Below are 16,569 nucleotides of genomic sequence, written 5' to 3'. Positions count from 1 at the left end.
GATGCGCCGGAAAGACACGTCCACCAACGACTTCCGGCGCCTGCTGAACGAGATCTCCACCCTCATGGCCTACGACGTGCTGCGGGACATCCCCATGCACGAGATCACCATCGACACACCGCTGGAGACCACCACGGCGAGCGTGATCGACGGCAAGAAGCTGGTGTTCGCGGCGGTCCTGCGTGCCGGCGCCGGGATCGCCGACGGCATGCTCACCGTCGTGCCGGGCGCGCGGGTCGGCCACATCGGCCTCTATCGCGACCCCAAGACGATGGTCGTGGTCGAGTACTACTTCAAGATGCCGCCGGATTTGGACGAGCGCGATGTAGTGATCGTCGATCCCCTTCTCGCGACCGGCTTTTCGGCGGTCGCGGCGATCGACCGGATCAAGGAGTACGCGCCGCGATCGATCAAGTTCATGTGCCTCGTCGCCTGTCCGGAAGGCATCGACGTCCTGCACCGGGCACATCCCGAGGTTCCCGTCTACACCGCCGGGATCGACCGCGAACTCGACGCCGACGGATTCATCCGACCCGGCCTCGGGGATGTGGGTGATCGGGTCTTCGGGACGGCGTGAGCGCACGCCGGTCAGGAGACCTGCCACGCCACCGCGGCACCGATCGCGCCGGTGGCGTTGAGGGCCCAGTGCAAGGCGATGGGGGCGAGGAGACTCGTGGTGCGCTGCCGTAGCCAACCGAGAACGAAGCCCGCGAGGCCGGTCGCGACAACCGCACCAGCGATCCCGGCGACCTGCGCGACGGTGCCCGACCCGAGGGTGTCGCTGAGTCCTTCGTTTCCTTCGGTGAGTCCCGTCGAGGACAGGATGTGCCACAGTCCGAAGGCGACGGCGCCGTAGACAAGGGTCCCGGTCGGACCGCACAACCGGCCGAGGGTTCCCTGCAGGACGCCGCGGAACATCAGTTCCTCGGGGATGGCGGTCTGTAGCGGGATGACGACGAACGCGGCCAGCAACGCCTCGGATGTGTCGTCGTAGCGGTCCGAGAGGAAGAAGTCACGGGTCGCCGGGATCGCGACGGCGGTCGACACGATCGCCGCCACGACGATCACCGAGGCGACGGCGAACGGGACACCCGCGCGCAGTTCGGCGCGGCTCAGTCCCAGTTCGCGCCAGTCGAGTCCGCCGAGCCGCGCTATGAGCAGCAAGAGGATCGCAGCCACCGGGATGATCAGCACCGCGAACACGCCACTCGAGCGGTGAGCCGCGACGTTGACCGCGATCAGGGCCGCGACGATCACGACGAGCAGAGCCACGTCGTGGCGTCGGGACGGTGCGGTCATCCGTCGAGTGTCGCGCAGTACCGCGGCCCGTGGCGCCGATCGACGCCCGGTGGCCCAGAATGGTGCCGTGCCCGACACCGTCCGCGTTCCCGAACGTCTCGAACGACATCAGGTCGCGCTGTATCTCCTCGCGATCGGCGTGGGCCTGACGTTCGGGCTGACGGTGCCGTCGGCGGCCGAGTCGATGGACGTGGCGGTCACCCCGTTGCTGGCCGCTCTCCTCTTCGCCACCTTCCTCCAGGTCAGGGCGACAGATCTCGTTGCCTCGCTGCGCGACCGAAGGTTTCTGGCGGTGGTGCTGGCGGTGAACTTCGTTCTCGTGCCGCTCGTGGTCTGGGCGTTGTCTCCCCTTCTACCGGCTGATGACGCCATCCGGATTGGTGCGCTGCTGGTGCTGTTGTGTCCGTGCGTCGACTACGTCGTCGTCTTCGCCGGTCTCGCCGGGGGTGACCGGCAGCGCCTGCTCGCGGCGACGCCGCTGCTGTTGCTCGCCCAGATGCTCATCGTCCCGGTGTATCTGACACTCCTGCTCGGCGAGGACCGGGCAGCGCTCGATCCGGAGCCGTTCCTGTGGGCATTCGCGGTTCTCATCGCCCTCCCCCTGGTCTTGGCCTGGCTCTCGCAGGCATGGGCCGTCCGGAGCGATGTCGGGCGTCGTACCGGCGACGCGGTGTCGGTGACGATGGTCCCGCTGATGATGGCGGTGCTTGTCACCGCTGTCGGATCGCAGGTCCCGCGGATCGATTCCCGTTTCGACGACATCGCCGGCGTCATCCCGGTCTACGTCCTGTTCCTGATCCTCATGGCGATCGTCGGGCTCGGCGTCGCCCGCGCCCTTCACCTCTCACCGGCGTCCGGGACAGCCGTCGTGTTCTCTGGCGCGACCCGCAATTCGCTCGTGGTGCTCCCGCTGGCACTGGCGCTTCCGGTCGGCGCCGAGCTGGCCGCGGCGACGGTGATCACCCAGACGCTCGTCGAGCTGATCGGGATGGTGCTCCTCGTGTGGGCGTTCAGCCGTGCGGCACGTCGGGGCGCTCTCAGACCACTCCGGCGTCGTGCATGAGGATCGCGACCTGGACGCGGTTCGAGGCGTCGAGCTTGGTGAAGATGTGCGAGATGTGCGCCTTGACCGTCGCGAGGCTCATGTAGAGCCGGTCGGCGATCTCCGCGTTCGACGCCCCCCGCGCGAGTTCGACGGCGACGTCGTGCTCCCGGGCGGTGAGCGACTCGATACGGGTTGTGGCAGAGAATGATCGGGCTCCCCCGCCGTCAACAACCTGCTTGATCAACGCGGCGGTGACCGAGGGACTCAGCGCGGGTTGCCCGGCGAGCACGTTGTGGATGGCTGCGACGATCTGGTCGGGCGCGGTGTCCTTGAGGAGAAAGCCGTCGGCGCCCATGGCGAGCGCGCGTACCACGAAGTCGTCGGCGTCGAAGGTGGTCAGCACGATCACCGCCGGCGGCGCCGGCAGTGCCTTGAATCGTCCGGTGGCCTCGATGCCGTCGAGAACCGGCATGCGCAGGTCCATCAGGATCAGGTCGACCGGATCGTCGCGATGGCTGTCGAGGGCTTCCTGCCCGTTGCCTGCTTCGGCGACGATGTCGAGCTCGGCGTCGCCCCCGAGGAGGAGCCGGAGTCCCGATCGGACGAGCGGGTCGTCGTCGACGATCATGATGCGTGCGGTCATGACTGCCACGGTAGCCAGACGTGCAGCAAGAATCTCTTGTCGTCGCTGACGGTCGCCGACTGCCGCCCACCGTGCAGGCCGACACGTTCGGCGAGTCCGACCAGGCCGTAACCCGGGGCGGGTGAGGCGGATCCGGCCGTCAGCGGCAACGGGTTCTCGACGAGGAGGTCGACGCCGTGGTCGGGGCCACCGCGGATGTGCATCGTGACCGGCGCGCTCGGCGAGTGTCGGCGGGCGTTGGTCAGGGCCTCCTGCACACAGCGGTAGAGCGTGCGGGCGATCGCCGGAGACAGTGCGGCGACATCGATCTCACACCTGGCGTCGACCCGCATCCCCAGCCGCTGTGCCTCGTCGACGAGCGCCATCAGGTCGGGTGCGTTCTGCGGTTCTTCCGGCGCGGCGTCGCCCGGGCCCTCCCGTAGTACTCCGAGCACTTCGCGCAACTCGGTGAGCGCGAGGTGTGAGGTCTCCTGGATCGTGCGTGCCGTCTCGCGCACCTGCTCACCGGTCAGGTCCGTCCGGTAGGCCAGTGCCCCGGCCGACATGCTCATCGCCGAGATCCGGTGGGCGAGAATGTCGTGCATCTCGCGCGCGATGCGCGCACGTTCCAGCGATCGCGCCTGCTGCACCTTGGCCTGCTGCTCGGCTTCCGACGCGAGCGCCCTGGCCTGCCAGCTCGCGAGGAGTTCCCGCCGCGAACCGATGTACATGCCCCAGGACACCATCGCCGCGGTGAGTGCGGCAATGACGGCGTAGACCACGAGCGCCGGGTCGTCTTCCTCGGCGGGGGTTGAGAAGAACTGCGACGCGACCACATTCGCGACCACGCACAGCAGCGTCAGCGGGATGATCTCGACCCATCGCCGGCGGGTCGCCATCGACACCAGCGAGAGAGTCGCCGGCCCGAGCGACGTCGTCGACACGATCCCCGCGAGGTTGGTGAACACGGTCACCGCAACGGGATACCGACGCCGCCACCAGACCGCCGAGTACGACGCCACCCCGAGTGCGAGGTCGGCGAAAAACCACCAGCGCACCTCGTTCCACAGGTATCCGGCGCGGGTGCTGAACACGGCCGCGGACACCAGCAGCATCAGCGCGAGTCGCCACGCGTGACCGGCCCAGGTGAGCGGGGGTTGGTACTGCTCGGGTTTCACATCCGTTCACGCTAGTCGGACAGTTCCGGCGCGACCTCCGACCATCGGATACGACACGTCTACGACTTTCGGCTGATGTAGCTGTGGACCGGTGACCGATGCGGGTGATCACCTGCGCCGACGACCATGAGACCCATGATCACAGTGCAGAACCTCACGAAAAGGTATGGCGACCACGTAGCGGTCGACGACGTGTCCTTCACCTGCCGACCGGGACAGGTCACCGGCTTCCTCGGCCCGAACGGCGCCGGCAAGTCGACGACCATGCGCATCATCGCCGGGCTCACGCCGGCCAGCGCTGGGGTCGCGCACCTCTACGGCGTCGACTACCGGACCATCCCGAACCCGGCCACGCAGGTCGGCGTTCTGCTCGACGCCTCTGCGCAGCACGCCGGACGGACCGGCGCCGAGATCCTTCGTCTGGCCGCGATGACGATGGGGATCAGCGGCGACCGGGTCGAGGAGATGCTCGAGAAGGTGAGTCTCACACCAGAGGAGGCGGGCCGTCGGGTGCGCAACTACTCCCTCGGAATGCGCCAGCGCCTCGGTATCGCCGCCGCGCTGCTCGGTGACCCGAAGATCCTCATCCTCGACGAACCGGCCAACGGCCTCGACCCCGCCGGTATCCACTGGATGCGAACTCTGTTGCGCAACTATGCCGATCGTGGCGGCACGGTCCTGCTGTCCTCGCATCTGCTCCACGAGATCGAGATCATCGCCGACGACATCGTCGTCATCGGCAACGGGCGGATCGTCGCGCAGGGGCCAAAGGCAGAACTGCTGGCCGGCGCCGGATCGCGCGTCCGCTCGCTCGATGACGAGGCCCTGCTGCGAGCACTGACCGCAGCTCAGATCGTGGCCCGTCCCAACACATCCGGAGGACTCGACGTCGACGCAGACCCGGTCGACGTCGGCCGCGCCGCGGCGGCGGTCGGTGTCGTCCTCACCGAGTTACGTCCCGCCGACGGTGCACAACTCGAAGCCATGTTCCTGCAGCTGACCTCCGACACGCAGCGCGAGCAGCCCACCCTCGAAGGAGCCCTCCGATGACCGTCGCCGACTTCCGCGCACCCCTCCCGACCACCGGCGGGATCGACGTCGACCGCCCCGGTATCCCGTTCGGGCGCCTCGTCGGAGTCGAACTCCGCAAGCTCGTCGACACCCGGGCCGGCTTCTGGTTGACCGCGTCGATCGGCGTCATCGCCGCGGTCATCATGGTCGCGATGCTCATCGCCAACCGCAACGATCCCGAGAACCTCAACCTCGGCGAGTTCTTCGGGCTGATGAACATCCCCACCGCGATCATCCTGCCGATCCTCGCGATCCTGCTGGTCACCGGCGAATGGAGCCAACGCACCGCGCTCACGACCTTCACGCTAGAACCCCGCCGGAAACGGATCATCGGCGCGAAACTCGTCGCGTCGTTGATCACCGGAGTGGCCGCGGTCGCGGTGGCACTGGTCCTCGGGATCATCGGGAACAGCATCGCCGCCATCGCCTTCGCCGACCCGGCCGGCGCCTGGGGACTGGGCGTGGCCGGATTCGTCAATTCCTTTGTCATCCAGGCATTCGGTCTGCTGCTCGGATTCGGTTTCGCCGCCCTGATCCTCAACACCCCGGGAGCCGTCGTCGCCTACTTCGCGCTCCCCACGGCCTTGTCGGTGGTCAGCGAACTGGTCCCGTGGTTCAAGGACAACCTCGGGCAGTGGGTCGACACGACGCTGACCCACATGCCCTTCCAGTCCGGGGAGTGGGCCACCGGCGGCGAGTGGGCGCGGCTGCTGGTGTCCGGCCTGATCTGGATCGCGCTCCCCCTCGGCATCGGGCTGGTTCGCGTGATGCGGTCCGAGGTGAAGTAGGGCATCTCGACCGAACCGGGCACGGACGACCACCACCGGCGGTAACCGTGCGGGAGCAGTATTGGGCCGAAGTGGGCACACGCCATGTCGCCGACCGTCATCCGCTGCTAGGTTTGCCGGGTTCTCGAGAAAAGAGGAACCCACGTGTCGTCGTCGACCCCTGCCACCGACCCGGGTATCGAGCCCCCTGCCGAACCTGCCGCCGAACCGGTCGCGGAGGCGCCGGCCCCTGCCGAGGGCGGTGCCGATGGCGCCCGCCCGGGGTGGTGGCGGCGGCGCCTCGACCGCTTCTCCTGCGTCGGGCTGAGTGTGGCATTGGTGTTCCTGTGGTTGTCGATGACACCGTCGCTGCTTCCCCGAGGCGCACTGTTCCAGGGTGTCGTCAGCGGCGCGTCGGCGGCGCTCGGATACTCGCTCGGCGTGTTCTTCTCGTGGCTGATCCGATTCATGATCTCCCGCGACAAGCCCTGGCCCGCCCCGATGCACCGGGTCTGGGTGGCGCTCGGCCTCGCCGCGATCGCCGGCACCCTGGTCATGCTCGTGATGTTCCAGCGGTGGCAGGATCAGATCCGCACCATGATGGACGTCGACCTGTTGTCCTGGACCGCATACCCGCAGATCGCGGTCATCTTCATCGTGGTCTTCTTCCTGCTCATCCTGATCGGCCAGGCGTGGGGCGACGGCGTCGTCTGGCTGGTCCGCAAGATCAACCACGTTGCCCCGCCGCGTATCTCCGCGGTCGCGGCGATCGTCGTCGCGATCCTCGTCACCGTCTTCGTGCTCAACGGCGTGGTCGCGAACTACGGTATGAAAGCTCTGAACTCGTCGTTCGCCGCGGTCAACGACGAGACCACCGCCGACTCCACGCCGCCGACGTCGCCGCTGCGGTCCGGTGGTCCGGGCTCGCTGGTGACCTGGGATTCACTCGGACGTCAGGGCCGGATCTTCGTCTCGGTCGGTCCGACCGTCGAGGAGCTGTCGGCGTTCAACGGCACCCCCGCGATGGAGCCGATCCGCGCCTACGTCGGCCTCGGCTCGGGAGACGACCTGCGCGCCAACGCGAAACTCGCCGCCGAAGAACTCGAACGCACCGGTGGGCTGCAACGGCAGGTCGTCGCGGTCGCCTCGACCACGGGCACCGGCTGGATCAACCAGGCGACAGTCGACTCCCTCGAGTACATGTACAACGGCGACACCGCCACGGTCAGCATGCAGTACTCCTATCTACCCAGCTGGCTGTCGTTCCTCGTCGACAAGGAGCGGGCGCGCCAAGCCGGTCAGGCCTTGTTCGAGGCCGTCTCCGAACGGGTCCGTGCGATCCCGGAGGCCCAGCGGCCCAAGCTGGTGGTCTTCGGCGAGAGTCTCGGTTCGTTCGCCGCCGAGTCGGCCTTCGGCACGATTCCGTCCCTCAACGCCCGGACCGACGGCGCGTTGTTCGTCGGCCCGACGTTCAACAACTCGCTGTGGGTCGACACAACCACCAACCGCGACCCCGGCACGCCCGAGTGGCAACCGGTCTACGAGGACGGTCGGCAGGTCCGCTTCATCGCCGACGCTCCGGATCTGTACAACGCCAAGGGCGAGTGGGTCCCGGGCCGCGCGGTCTACCTGCAGCATGCCTCCGACCCGATCTCGTGGTGGTCGCCGCGCCTGATCCTCCGCGAGCCCGACTGGCTCAACGAAGCGCGTGGACGGGACGTCCTGCCGGCGATGCACTGGATTCCCTTCGTGACCTTCCTGCAGGTCAGCGCCGACATGGCGGTGTCGACCGGGGTTCCCGACGGCCACGGCCACTTCTACCTGGCCGCGATCCCGGCGGCGTGGGCAGAGATCCTGCAGCCCCCGGGTTGGACACCGGAGAAGACCGAGAAGCTCATCCCCTTGCTCAGCCGCGACTGAGCAGGAAAGCCGACCGCAGCAAGAACGGTCGGGTCAGATCGGTGTCCGGCGTTCCATACTCGATGCGTGACCTCGACTCCCAGCGACCGGACCTCCGGCGACCGTGATCGACTGCGCGAGTTGCTCGACGCCGTACTGGCCGACAAGCACTCGAGTCTGGACGAGATGGCAGGCGGCGCGTTCTCGTCGCCGTTCCACTTCTCCCGGCAGGTGAGCCGGGGTGTGGGCGAGTCGCCGGTGGCGCTGCGTCGACGGGTGCTCCTCGAGCGTGCCGCCTGGCTGCTGCAACACGGCCGGACGGTCACCGAGGTCGCCTTCGACTCCGGCTACGAGTCCGTCGACGGGTTCGCCCGGGCCTTCACACGCGCCTTCGGACACAGCCCAGGACGAGCGGCGTCGACCACCACGCCGGCCGAGCACAGCCACTGGCTACCCGCGCCCAACGGCATCCACTTCCACTCGCCCACAGTGCTCTACGTCGACAGCGGCACCCCCACCACGGAGAGTGCCGGCGACGTCCTGATGCTCATGGTGCGACACGACCTCGACGACGTCGGGGTCCTGCTCGACGCCGCCAAGGGAATCGACGACGACGAGTGGAACCGGAGACTGCTTCCCGGCCACGAACCGCTGCACTGGAACGGACCGGAAGAGTCACTCGCGCAGGTGATGTCACATCTCGTCGTCGACAAGCAGCCGTGGCTGGCAACAATCGAGGGCGCCGACATGCCGCCCGACCCGCCGGTGGATCTGCCCACCCTCGTCGAACTGCACCGCGAACTGACTCCCCGCTGGCTGGCGCTGATCCGCGACATCGACCGCCGCAACGCCTGGCAGGACCGCGTCATCGATGCATTGTGCGACCCGCCCGAATCGTTTCTGCTCTCCCAGATCGTCGCGCACGTACTGACCTTCTCCGCGCATCGTCGTCAACTCGCGCGGTGGATGCTGCGCGCGGCCGGCGTCGACGTCGCGGCACTCGACCCCGACCCGATCATGTGGCACCGCAAGCACTCCGGAGGTTTCTAGATGTCCTTCCGCTACTACACCGCGACCACGCTCGACGGCTATCTCGCCGACGACCACGACAGCCTCGACTGGCTTCTGACCCAACCGCTCGAAGAGGGCGGTCCGATGAACTACGACGACTTCTACGCCGGGATCGGCGCCGCGGTCATGGGGTACACCACCTACCGGTGGCTGCTCGACAACGAACTCGCCGACGGCAAACCGTGGCCGTACGAGATCCCGTCCTTCGTGTTCACCCATCGGACGATCACCCCGGTGGCCGACTCCATCACCGTCATCGACGGAAATCCCGCCGACCACCGCGATCTGTTGACCGAAGCAGCGGGTGGCCAGGACGTGTGGGTCGTCGGCGGAGGTGATCTCGCCGCCCAGTTCGCCGAGGCCGGGATGCTCGACGACATGATCGTCTCGATCGCGCCGGTCACCCTCGGGGCCGGACGCCCCCTCTTTCCGCGACGCTACGATCTCGAACTACAGGATTTCGCCCGCAACGGCGCATTCCTCTGCGCGCGTTACTCACTCATCGGAGCACGGACTCGGCTCGGCGAGGTCTGAGGCACTACGCGCAGTTCCGGACACTCAGCCCTCGCCCACCGACTTGCGCAACACGTCGGACACCTCACCGCGAGCCCACTTGGGCAGGATGAAGATCCCCTCCGCTTCGGCGCTGACCTTGCCGTTGCTCGAGATCGTGCCGGTGACAAAGGTTTTCACACCTTCGACGCGGTCGACCCGCGCCTCGCCACGGATCTTGCCGAGCGGCGTCGCACTCCGGTAGCGGACGCTGAGGGTGCCGGTCATTCCCGGGACGCCCTGGAACTCGGCGGTCGAGCCGAGGAGCTGGTCGAGGATCAGGGCCAGGACACCACCGTGGACGAGCCCGGCCGGGCCCTCGTAGGCGGCCCCGAGTTCGACCTCGGTCCAACTGAACTCGGACTCGTGGTGCAGCTCGACGGGCGGTGCGATCGGATTGCGCCGCCCCAGAATGGCATTGCCCCACGAGCGCTTGGTGCCGTCGGAGTTGAACCGGATGCCGTAGGCGCCGGGCAGCTGGTCCCTGCGGAGGATCTCGGTGGCGGCCTCGATGAGCCGGCGCGCCTCGGCGATGTCGGCCTCCCCGACCTCGGTGCGCACGGTCGCGTCGATCAGTTCGCGCACGCTCCCGGCGATCGACGACGCGAGCTCGGAACGATGCGCGAGCTCCTCGGGGTCGATGTCCTCCTGGATGTATCCGCTCATGGGTTTCATCTAACAGGGCGGCTCCGGCAGTCCGCCCATCGGACGTCCTGACTGCCGAGTAAGCTCCCTCGCATGACAGCGCAAGCCTGGAATGAACGCGACTGGACCGCGTTCGACGTCACCGTTGCCGACCACATCGCGGAGGTCGTGCTCACCGGCCCCGGCAAGGGCAATGCGATGGGCCCCGACTTCTGGCGCGAGCTCCCCGAGATCTTCGGCCACATCGACACCGATCCCGAGGTGCGCGCCGTCGTGCTGACCGGCGCCGGCAAACACTTCTCCTTCGGACTCGACCTCGTCGCGATGGCCGGCACCCTGGCCAACGTCCTGGCCGACAACGCCAAGGCCGCCGCGCGCACCGAGTTCCTGGAGTCGCTGCGCAAGCTGCAGGCCGGGATCACCGCGGTCGCGGACTGCCGCAAGCCGGTCGTCGCCGCGGTCTCGGGCTGGTGCATCGGCGGCGGCGTCGACCTGATCTGTGCCGCCGACGTCCGCTACGCGAGCGCCGATGCCAAGTTCAGCATCCGTGAGGTCAAGGTCGGCATGGTCGCCGACGTGGGCACTCTCGCCCGACTGCCCTACATCATCGGCGACGGCCACATGCGTGAACTGGCGCTGACGGGCAAGGACATCGACGCCGCGCGCGCGGAGAAGATCGGGCTGGTCAACGACGTCGCCGACGATCAGGACGCCGTGCTCGCGCTCGCCCGCGCGACCGCCCGCGAGATCGCCGACAACCCGCCGCTCGTCGTCCACGGCATCAAGGACGTCCTCGACCATTCCCGCAGCGCCGCCGTGCACGACAGCCTGCGCTACGTCGCGGCCTGGAACTCGGCATTCCTCCCCAGCGAGGACCTCTCCGAGGCAATCACCGCCGTCTTCGAGAAGCGCAAGCCGGAATTCAAGGGGCGCTGACCTCACAACTGGCTGCGGTGGACCTCCGCGGCCAGCGGGTGCGACTCGGCCAGCCCGGCCAGCAGCCGCACGCCGTCGAGGGGTTGCCCGTGCGGCGCCCCGATGTCAACACCGGGCGCAGCCTCGCCGATCACGACGACGAAGCGCCCGCGGAGTCGGTGGTTGGCCGTCATCACCGTGCCCATCCAGCTGATCCGCGCCTTCTCGCCGGGTCGGTGACCATTGCGTTCCAGCGCGGTGAGCGCCGACCCGGCGAGTTCGTCCGCGGCGTCGTCGATGATCTGTTGCGCGACCACGTCGCCATCCCGGGCGGCCGCGTCGACCGCGCGGGCGAATCCGGCCACCCGCGCCACGCGGTCCGGATCACCCTGGACGACCATGTACAGCTCGTCGAGCGGACCGAACATCTCGGCGGCCCGATCCCGTAGGACCGTCGCGCTCCCCCGTCCGTCGAAAGCACGCAGCGCGGCATCGATCCCGGCTCGTCCGATCCAATAGGCGCTGCCCGCGTCACCGAACAGATGGCCCCAGCCGTCCACCCGGTGGACCCCGGCGGGTCCGACGCCGAGTGTCACGACGCCGGTACCGACCGCGGTGACCACGCCGAACCCGTCCCGGTTCGCGGCCAGGTACGCGGTGACCGAATCGTGTGCCAGCGCAACCGACGTCACCCCGAGGTCGGCGACCGCGGCGAGCAACGCCGACGGGCGCGCAGCCTCAGGTGTGAGTCCGGAGACCCCGGCGGCCAACGACCACGTGGCCTCCGGTATCCCGGCGTCGTGGACGGCCTGCGCGATCTGTTCCACCACCGGCCGGTCCGTGCGGATCGCTCCGAGCTCGCAGTCGTCGGTACCGGCCGGCGTCTCGACACGCAGACGCGTTCCCGTCTGCCCGCCGTCGATGAGGATGTGTCCCGTCGTGTGGCCGCCCATGATGTGCACGCTATCCGGCACCGTGCCGACGCGGCGACGATGTCATGTCACACTGGGCGGATGAAGGTGCGGCGCAGCCTCGCGATCAAGATCGGGTCGATCCCCTGGATGCCTCGTTTTCTCCCACAGATCGTGGTGGGCGACAACGCCATTCAGACCGTCACCGGTCAACGGATGACCCTGCTCGACATCGCCGATCTCCCGAACATCACCATCCGGGTGGCGGGTCGCAAGACCGGTGCCATCCGGACCACCCAACTCCTCGCAGTTCCCGACGGCGACGACTGGCTGATCGCCGGCTCCTACTTCGGTGGACCCAAAATGCCTGCGTGGGTGTACAACATACGGGCCGCCGACACCATCGAGATCGTCGTCGCCGGAGTGGTGTCCGTCGCGGTCCCGACCGAACTCGAGGGAGCCGACCGTGATGCGGCGTGGCAGAAGCTGCGTACCGTGTGGCCCAACTTCGACCTGTACGAGAAGCGCACCGACCGCCGGATCCCGGTCTTCCGGCTCCGCCCCGCACCGCCCGCCGGGTAGCCGCACCGAGTCGAGGTCAGGACACCGGCTCGGCGGTGAACGACGGTGTGTCGGCGGTGAGATCGACCTCCCCGACCAGGTACTGGATGTCGGTCGTCTCGACGCGGGGCCCGTCCCGGTCGTAGTCCGGGGTGTAGGCCACCCGCCATTCGACCGCACCCGCGACGTCGACCGTGCCGAGGTCCTTCTCGCTCGGCGTCGCATCGTTGCTCGCATCGGGGCGTCGGAGCAGGTACCGCAGACCAGACAGGTCACGAGGGGCGGTCCAGCGCACACTGCCGGCCGCCGCCGACCGGAACAGTCGCTGCGTACAACCGGGCATGTCGGTTCCGGCGTCGGCACGGGTCGACGCCGCGCAACGGGTGAGCTGTGCCGTGACGGCGTCGCTGACCGCCGACACCCCGGTGGGGCTGAGCTCGGCCACCACCATGACCGTCATCGGTGCATGGGGACCGGTCGGCGGGTCGTCCGTCGGCCGCCCGACGAAATCGATGTCCCGGGAACCCCATCGCTGCGGACCCGGGAAGAGGTGGACCGTGTCCCCGGCCTTCACTTGGGCTCCGAACAGCGTCGGCCCGGGCACCAACAGGGACTCGATGCGCACCTTCACCGCGCCGTCGACGACCGCCCAGCCGTCCCCGGCCCGCGTCACCCTGATGGACGTGTCGACCTCACGTGACCCCAGCCGATACCGCGCCCGGACAGTCCGCGCGGACTCCCCCGGATCGTCGACCTCGATGTCGGAGATCGGCGCCTCGGCACGCTGCTGGCGCAACACACCGTCGGTGAGGAACCGGGCGTCCGGACGCGGGGCGACGACGGCGAGGGCCGCCGAGGCATCGGCGCCGGAGAGCGCGGTGAGATAGGTCCGGACGGCGTCGGCGGGCGTGCGGGCCCGCTCGTCCTGGCGGGACAGTCCCACGAGGAGAGCGGACACCAGCACGACCGCCAGGACCAGAGCCCCGACGCCGATGGTGATCGTCCACCCGCGACGGGTCATTCCGGGCAACCTGCCCGGGGCGGCGCGAACCCGATCAGGAATCCGATCCGGCCGCGAACGACTCGGTGAGGCTGCCCGCGAGCAGCTTCGCGAACTCCGCGGGGTCCTCGAGCTCGCCGCCCTCGGCGATCACGGCCATGCCGTAGACGAGTTTCGCGGTCGGCACCAGCTTCTCGTGGTCGCCGTTCGCATACGCCTTGTTCAGCGCCTCGACCAACGGGTGCTCGGGGTTCAGTTCGAGCGCCCGCTTGGACTTCGGGAACTGCTGTCCCGAGGCCCGGTACAGCTTCTCCAGCTGGGGTGACATCGAGAACGTGTCACCCACGAGGCAGGCCGGGGACTCGGTCAGACGCGACGACAGCCGGGTCTCGCTGACGTCGTCGGACAGCGTGGTGGTCAGCCACGACAGCAGGTCGGCGTAGGCCTTCTCCCGCTCGTCCTTGGACGTGTCGTCGGAGTCCTCGTCGTCGGCGTCGAGATCGACCGCACCCTTGGCGATCGACTGGAACGACTTGCCGTCGAACTCGGCACCGGCCGAGACCCACATCTCGTCGACCGGGTCGGACAGGACGAGGACCTCGATCCCCTTGGCGCGGAACGCCTCCATGTGCGGGGAGTTGACTATCTGCTGCCGGGACTCGCCGGTCATGTAGTAGATCGTGTCCTGACCGCTCTTCATCCGGGCGATGTAGTCGGCCAGCGTCGTGAGCTCCTCCTCCGAGTGGGTGCTCGCGAAGGACGACGCCTTGAGCAGCGCGTCGCGGTTGTCCGGGTCGTTGACGAGGCCTTCCTTGAAGACGCGACCGAAACCGTCCCAGAAGGTGCGGTAGTCGTCGGGCCGGCTGTCGCGCATCTCGGTGACGGTCGAGATGACCTTCTTGGTGAGGCGACGACGGATCGCGCGGATCTGCCGGTCCTGCTGCAGGATCTCGCGGGACACGTTGAGCGAGAGGTCCGCGGCGTCGACGACACCCTTGACGAAGCGCAGGTACTCCGGCATCAGCTCGGCGCAGTCGTCCATGATGAACACGCGCTTGACGTAGAGGTGGATGCCGACCTTGCTGTCGCGCATGAACAGGTCGAACGGCGGCTGAGTCGGGATGAACAACAGCGCCTGGTACTCGAAGGTGCCCTCGGCCTGCAGGGTTATGGTCTCCAGCGGCGCATCCCAGGCGTGGGACACATGCCGGTAGAACTCGTGGTACTCCTCCTCGGAGACCTCCGACCGCGACTTGGCCCAGAGGGCCTTCATCGAGTTGATGGTCTCGGCCTCGATGACCGTCTTGGTCTCGGGAGCCTTGTCGTCCTCGGCGGACTCCGATTCGGACTCGGGCTTCTCGACGGGCACCGTCTTCTCGACGTCCATGCGGATCGGCCACGCGATGAAGTCCGAGTAGCGCTTGACCAGCTGACGGAGCTTGGACTTGTCGGCGTAGTCGTACAGGTGGTCCTCGGTGTCGGCCGGCTTCAGTGCCAGGGTGACGGAGGTGCCCTGCGGGGCGTCCGGTACGTCGTCGATCGTGTAGGTGCCATCGCCGGTCGACTCCCAGCGGGTTCCGGTGGTCTCGCCGGCCTTGCGCGTCACCAGGGTGACCTTCTCGGCGACCATGAACGTCGAGTAGAAGCCGATGCCGAACTGTCCGATCAGTTCCTCGGCGGCGGCGTCCGAGACACCCTTCTCGCGTGCCTCGGCCAGCGAGCGGCGCAGCTCCGCGGTGCCCGAGCGGGCGAGCGTGCCGATCAGTCCGACGACCTCGTCGCGGGTCATGCCGATGCCGTTGTCGGCGACGACCAGGGTGCGCTTCTCCGCATCCGGGACGAGCGTGATGTGCAGGTCGGAGGTGTCGACGTCGAGGTCCTTGTCGAGCAACGACTCCAGGCGCAGCTTGTCGAGCGCATCGGATGCGTTCGAGATCAGCTCACGCAGGAAACTGTCCTTGTTGGAGTAGATCGAGTGGACCATGAGATCCAGCAGCTGCCGGGTCTCCGCCTGGAACTCATGAACTTCGGGCTGAGCGCTCATCGCAAACCTCCATGTTCTGTTCTCGTGTGTTCGGTAGTCACGTGTTCAGTTGTGGACGTGGCGTTTCGGTGCTGGGTCCGGTGTCGGACGCGGGTCCGGGCGCGACACGTCGTGACGGACACCGACTTTACCGAGCGCCGGTGTGGCTACCCTGGGTCGGGGACCGACTACCCCGGTTGCGGATGGTGCCCGAGTGAGCGCCGTCCGCGGGGAACGATCAGGAAGCCAGGTGGATGGGTACGCCTCGACTGCTGCTGGTGCATGCACACCCCGACGACGAGTCGCTGTGGACCGGCGGACTCACCGCCCGTCACGTCGACGCCGGCGGCGAGGCCGACCTGGTCATGTGCACCTGGGCCGAGGGCACGGTCCGGCACCGGGAGCTGACCGACGCCGTCGGCATCCTCGGCATGCCCCGCCCACCGATCATGCTCGGCTACGCCGACGACCGGCGGCCCGAATCGGCACCGGACGCCCCCCGGCTGTGCGCGGCGTCCTTCGACGAACAGGTCCGGGCGTTGACCGCCCACATCCGCGAGCTCCAGCCGGACATCGTCGTCACCTACGACGCCCTCGGCATCTACGGTCACCCCGACCACGTTCACGCCCACCGGCTGGCGTGCGCCGCCGCCGACGCCGCGGCCTCGACGAAGCTCTACCACCGGGCCGGGCCCGCCTGGCGGGTCCGCTCGCTGTACTTCGCGACGATCCCCGAGTGGATGATGGACCTGCTCGCCCCCAGCCTCTTTCCCGAGATCCCCCGCGATCAGCTGCCCGGCACACCGGATTCCGAGATCGACGTGACCGTCGACGTGTCGGATCTGGCGGCACGGAAGAAGGCGGGGGTCACCGCACACCGGTCGGAGGTCGACCGCAGCCGCGCGATCGCCGGATTCCTGTCGTTGCCCGACGACGTCCAGCACAAGCTGCTGAGCGTCGAGTGCTACCAGCGCCGCGACCTGGTGCCGGGTGGGTGTGAGCTGATCTGA

17 protein-coding genes are annotated in these 16,569 nt (G+C 68.2%); 10 read left to right on the top strand and 7 right to left on the bottom strand.

The annotated features are described in order from the left end of the window. Position 1 precedes the first annotated feature (1 nt). Complete coding sequence (gene upp / locus GOALK_RS21480; RefSeq protein ID WP_006360948.1) at positions 2–577, top strand: uracil phosphoribosyltransferase; 576 nt, start codon at positions 2–4, stop codon at positions 575–577. A gap of 11 nt (positions 578–588) precedes the next feature. Here upp and GOALK_RS21475 read toward each other — a convergent pair whose 3' ends face one another. After that, the gene (locus tag GOALK_RS21475; protein ID WP_006360947.1) at positions 589–1,299 is read right to left on the bottom strand and encodes a CPBP family intramembrane glutamic endopeptidase; all 711 of its coding nucleotides are present in this window, start codon (positions 1,297–1,299) and stop codon (positions 589–591) included. 67 nt (positions 1,300–1,366) lie between these two features. Between GOALK_RS21475 and GOALK_RS21470 the strand changes: the two genes are divergently transcribed. After that, complete coding sequence (locus GOALK_RS21470) at positions 1,367–2,362, top strand: arsenic resistance protein (RefSeq protein ID WP_196222041.1); 996 nt, start codon at positions 1,367–1,369, stop codon at positions 2,360–2,362. Here the strand turns inward: GOALK_RS21470 and GOALK_RS21465 are convergent. Then, entirely contained in the window at positions 2,337–2,987 is a 651-nt protein-coding gene (locus GOALK_RS21465) for a response regulator (RefSeq protein WP_006360945.1), read from the bottom strand. The genes GOALK_RS21470 and GOALK_RS21465 overlap by 26 nt on opposite strands. Next, positions 2,984–4,144 (bottom strand): sensor histidine kinase, encoded by a 1,161-nt coding sequence (locus GOALK_RS21460; protein WP_006360944.1) that lies wholly within the window; start codon positions 4,142–4,144, stop codon positions 2,984–2,986. Before GOALK_RS21460 ends, GOALK_RS21465 begins: the two co-directional genes overlap by 4 nt. Positions 4,145–4,279: 135 nt before the next feature. Here GOALK_RS21460 and GOALK_RS21455 point away from each other — a divergent pair, with 135 nt between their 5' ends. The 5 genes from GOALK_RS21455 (at position 4,280) to GOALK_RS21435 (ending at position 9,486) form a co-directional block, all read left to right on the top strand. Then, positions 4,280–5,194 (top strand): ABC transporter ATP-binding protein, encoded by a 915-nt coding sequence (locus GOALK_RS21455; protein ID WP_006360943.1) that lies wholly within the window; start codon positions 4,280–4,282, stop codon positions 5,192–5,194. Further along, positions 5,191–6,003, top strand: a complete 813-nt coding sequence (locus GOALK_RS21450) for an ABC transporter permease subunit (RefSeq protein ID WP_006360942.1) — start codon at positions 5,191–5,193, stop codon at positions 6,001–6,003. The genes GOALK_RS21455 and GOALK_RS21450 overlap by 4 nt, the downstream gene beginning before the upstream one ends. A gap of 144 nt (positions 6,004–6,147) precedes the next feature. After that, positions 6,148–7,902 (top strand): alpha/beta hydrolase, encoded by a 1,755-nt coding sequence (locus GOALK_RS21445; RefSeq protein WP_006360941.1) that lies wholly within the window; start codon positions 6,148–6,150, stop codon positions 7,900–7,902. A gap of 66 nt (positions 7,903–7,968) precedes the next feature. Beyond that, entirely contained in the window at positions 7,969–8,931 is a 963-nt protein-coding gene (locus tag GOALK_RS21440; protein ID WP_006360940.1) for a helix-turn-helix domain-containing protein, read from the top strand. Next, entirely contained in the window at positions 8,932–9,486 is a 555-nt protein-coding gene (locus GOALK_RS21435) for a dihydrofolate reductase family protein (RefSeq protein WP_006360939.1), read from the top strand. Between the two features lie 24 nt (positions 9,487–9,510). Here GOALK_RS21435 and GOALK_RS21430 read toward each other — a convergent pair whose 3' ends face one another. Next, the gene (locus tag GOALK_RS21430) at positions 9,511–10,170 is read right to left on the bottom strand and encodes a PaaI family thioesterase (protein ID WP_035752541.1); all 660 of its coding nucleotides are present in this window, start codon (positions 10,168–10,170) and stop codon (positions 9,511–9,513) included. 72 nt (positions 10,171–10,242) lie between these two features. Here GOALK_RS21430 and GOALK_RS21425 point away from each other — a divergent pair, with 72 nt between their 5' ends. Next, the gene (locus GOALK_RS21425) at positions 10,243–11,085 is read left to right on the top strand and encodes a crotonase/enoyl-CoA hydratase family protein (RefSeq protein WP_006360937.1); all 843 of its coding nucleotides are present in this window, start codon (positions 10,243–10,245) and stop codon (positions 11,083–11,085) included. A gap of 2 nt (positions 11,086–11,087) precedes the next feature. Here GOALK_RS21425 and GOALK_RS21420 read toward each other — a convergent pair whose 3' ends face one another. Continuing rightward, positions 11,088–12,017 carry an N-acetylglucosamine kinase gene (locus tag GOALK_RS21420; protein WP_006360936.1) on the bottom strand — a complete coding sequence of 310 codons (930 nt, stop codon included), beginning with the start codon at positions 12,015–12,017 and terminating at the stop codon, positions 11,088–11,090. Positions 12,018–12,077: 60 nt separating this feature from the next. Here GOALK_RS21420 and GOALK_RS21415 point away from each other — a divergent pair, with 60 nt between their 5' ends. Further along, positions 12,078–12,557: a nitroreductase family deazaflavin-dependent oxidoreductase gene (locus GOALK_RS21415; RefSeq protein WP_005198266.1), complete on the top strand. Its 480-nt coding sequence runs from the start codon at positions 12,078–12,080 to the stop codon at positions 12,555–12,557. A 16-nt stretch (positions 12,558–12,573) separates the two neighbouring features. Here the strand turns inward: GOALK_RS21415 and GOALK_RS21410 are convergent, their stop codons facing one another. After that, on the bottom strand, positions 12,574–13,557 hold the full coding sequence (locus GOALK_RS21410) for a hypothetical protein (protein WP_006360935.1): 984 nt from the start codon (positions 13,555–13,557) through the stop codon (positions 12,574–12,576). 34 nt (positions 13,558–13,591) lie between these two features. Continuing rightward, the gene (gene htpG / locus GOALK_RS21405; RefSeq protein ID WP_006360933.1) at positions 13,592–15,580 is read right to left on the bottom strand and encodes a molecular chaperone HtpG; all 1,989 of its coding nucleotides are present in this window, start codon (positions 15,578–15,580) and stop codon (positions 13,592–13,594) included. 233 nt (positions 15,581–15,813) lie between these two features. Here htpG and GOALK_RS21400 point away from each other — a divergent pair, with 233 nt between their 5' ends. Then, positions 15,814–16,569: a PIG-L family deacetylase gene (locus GOALK_RS21400; protein WP_006360932.1), complete on the top strand. Its 756-nt coding sequence runs from the start codon at positions 15,814–15,816 to the stop codon at positions 16,567–16,569.

It is taken from the genome of Gordonia alkanivorans NBRC 16433 (genome assembly GCF_000225505.1).
GTDB classification, from domain to species: Bacteria; Actinomycetota; Actinomycetes; order Mycobacteriales; family Mycobacteriaceae; genus Gordonia; species Gordonia alkanivorans.
The sequence above is the reverse complement of the archived record's forward strand: the minus strand, read 5'-3'. Positions and strand labels throughout refer to the sequence as shown.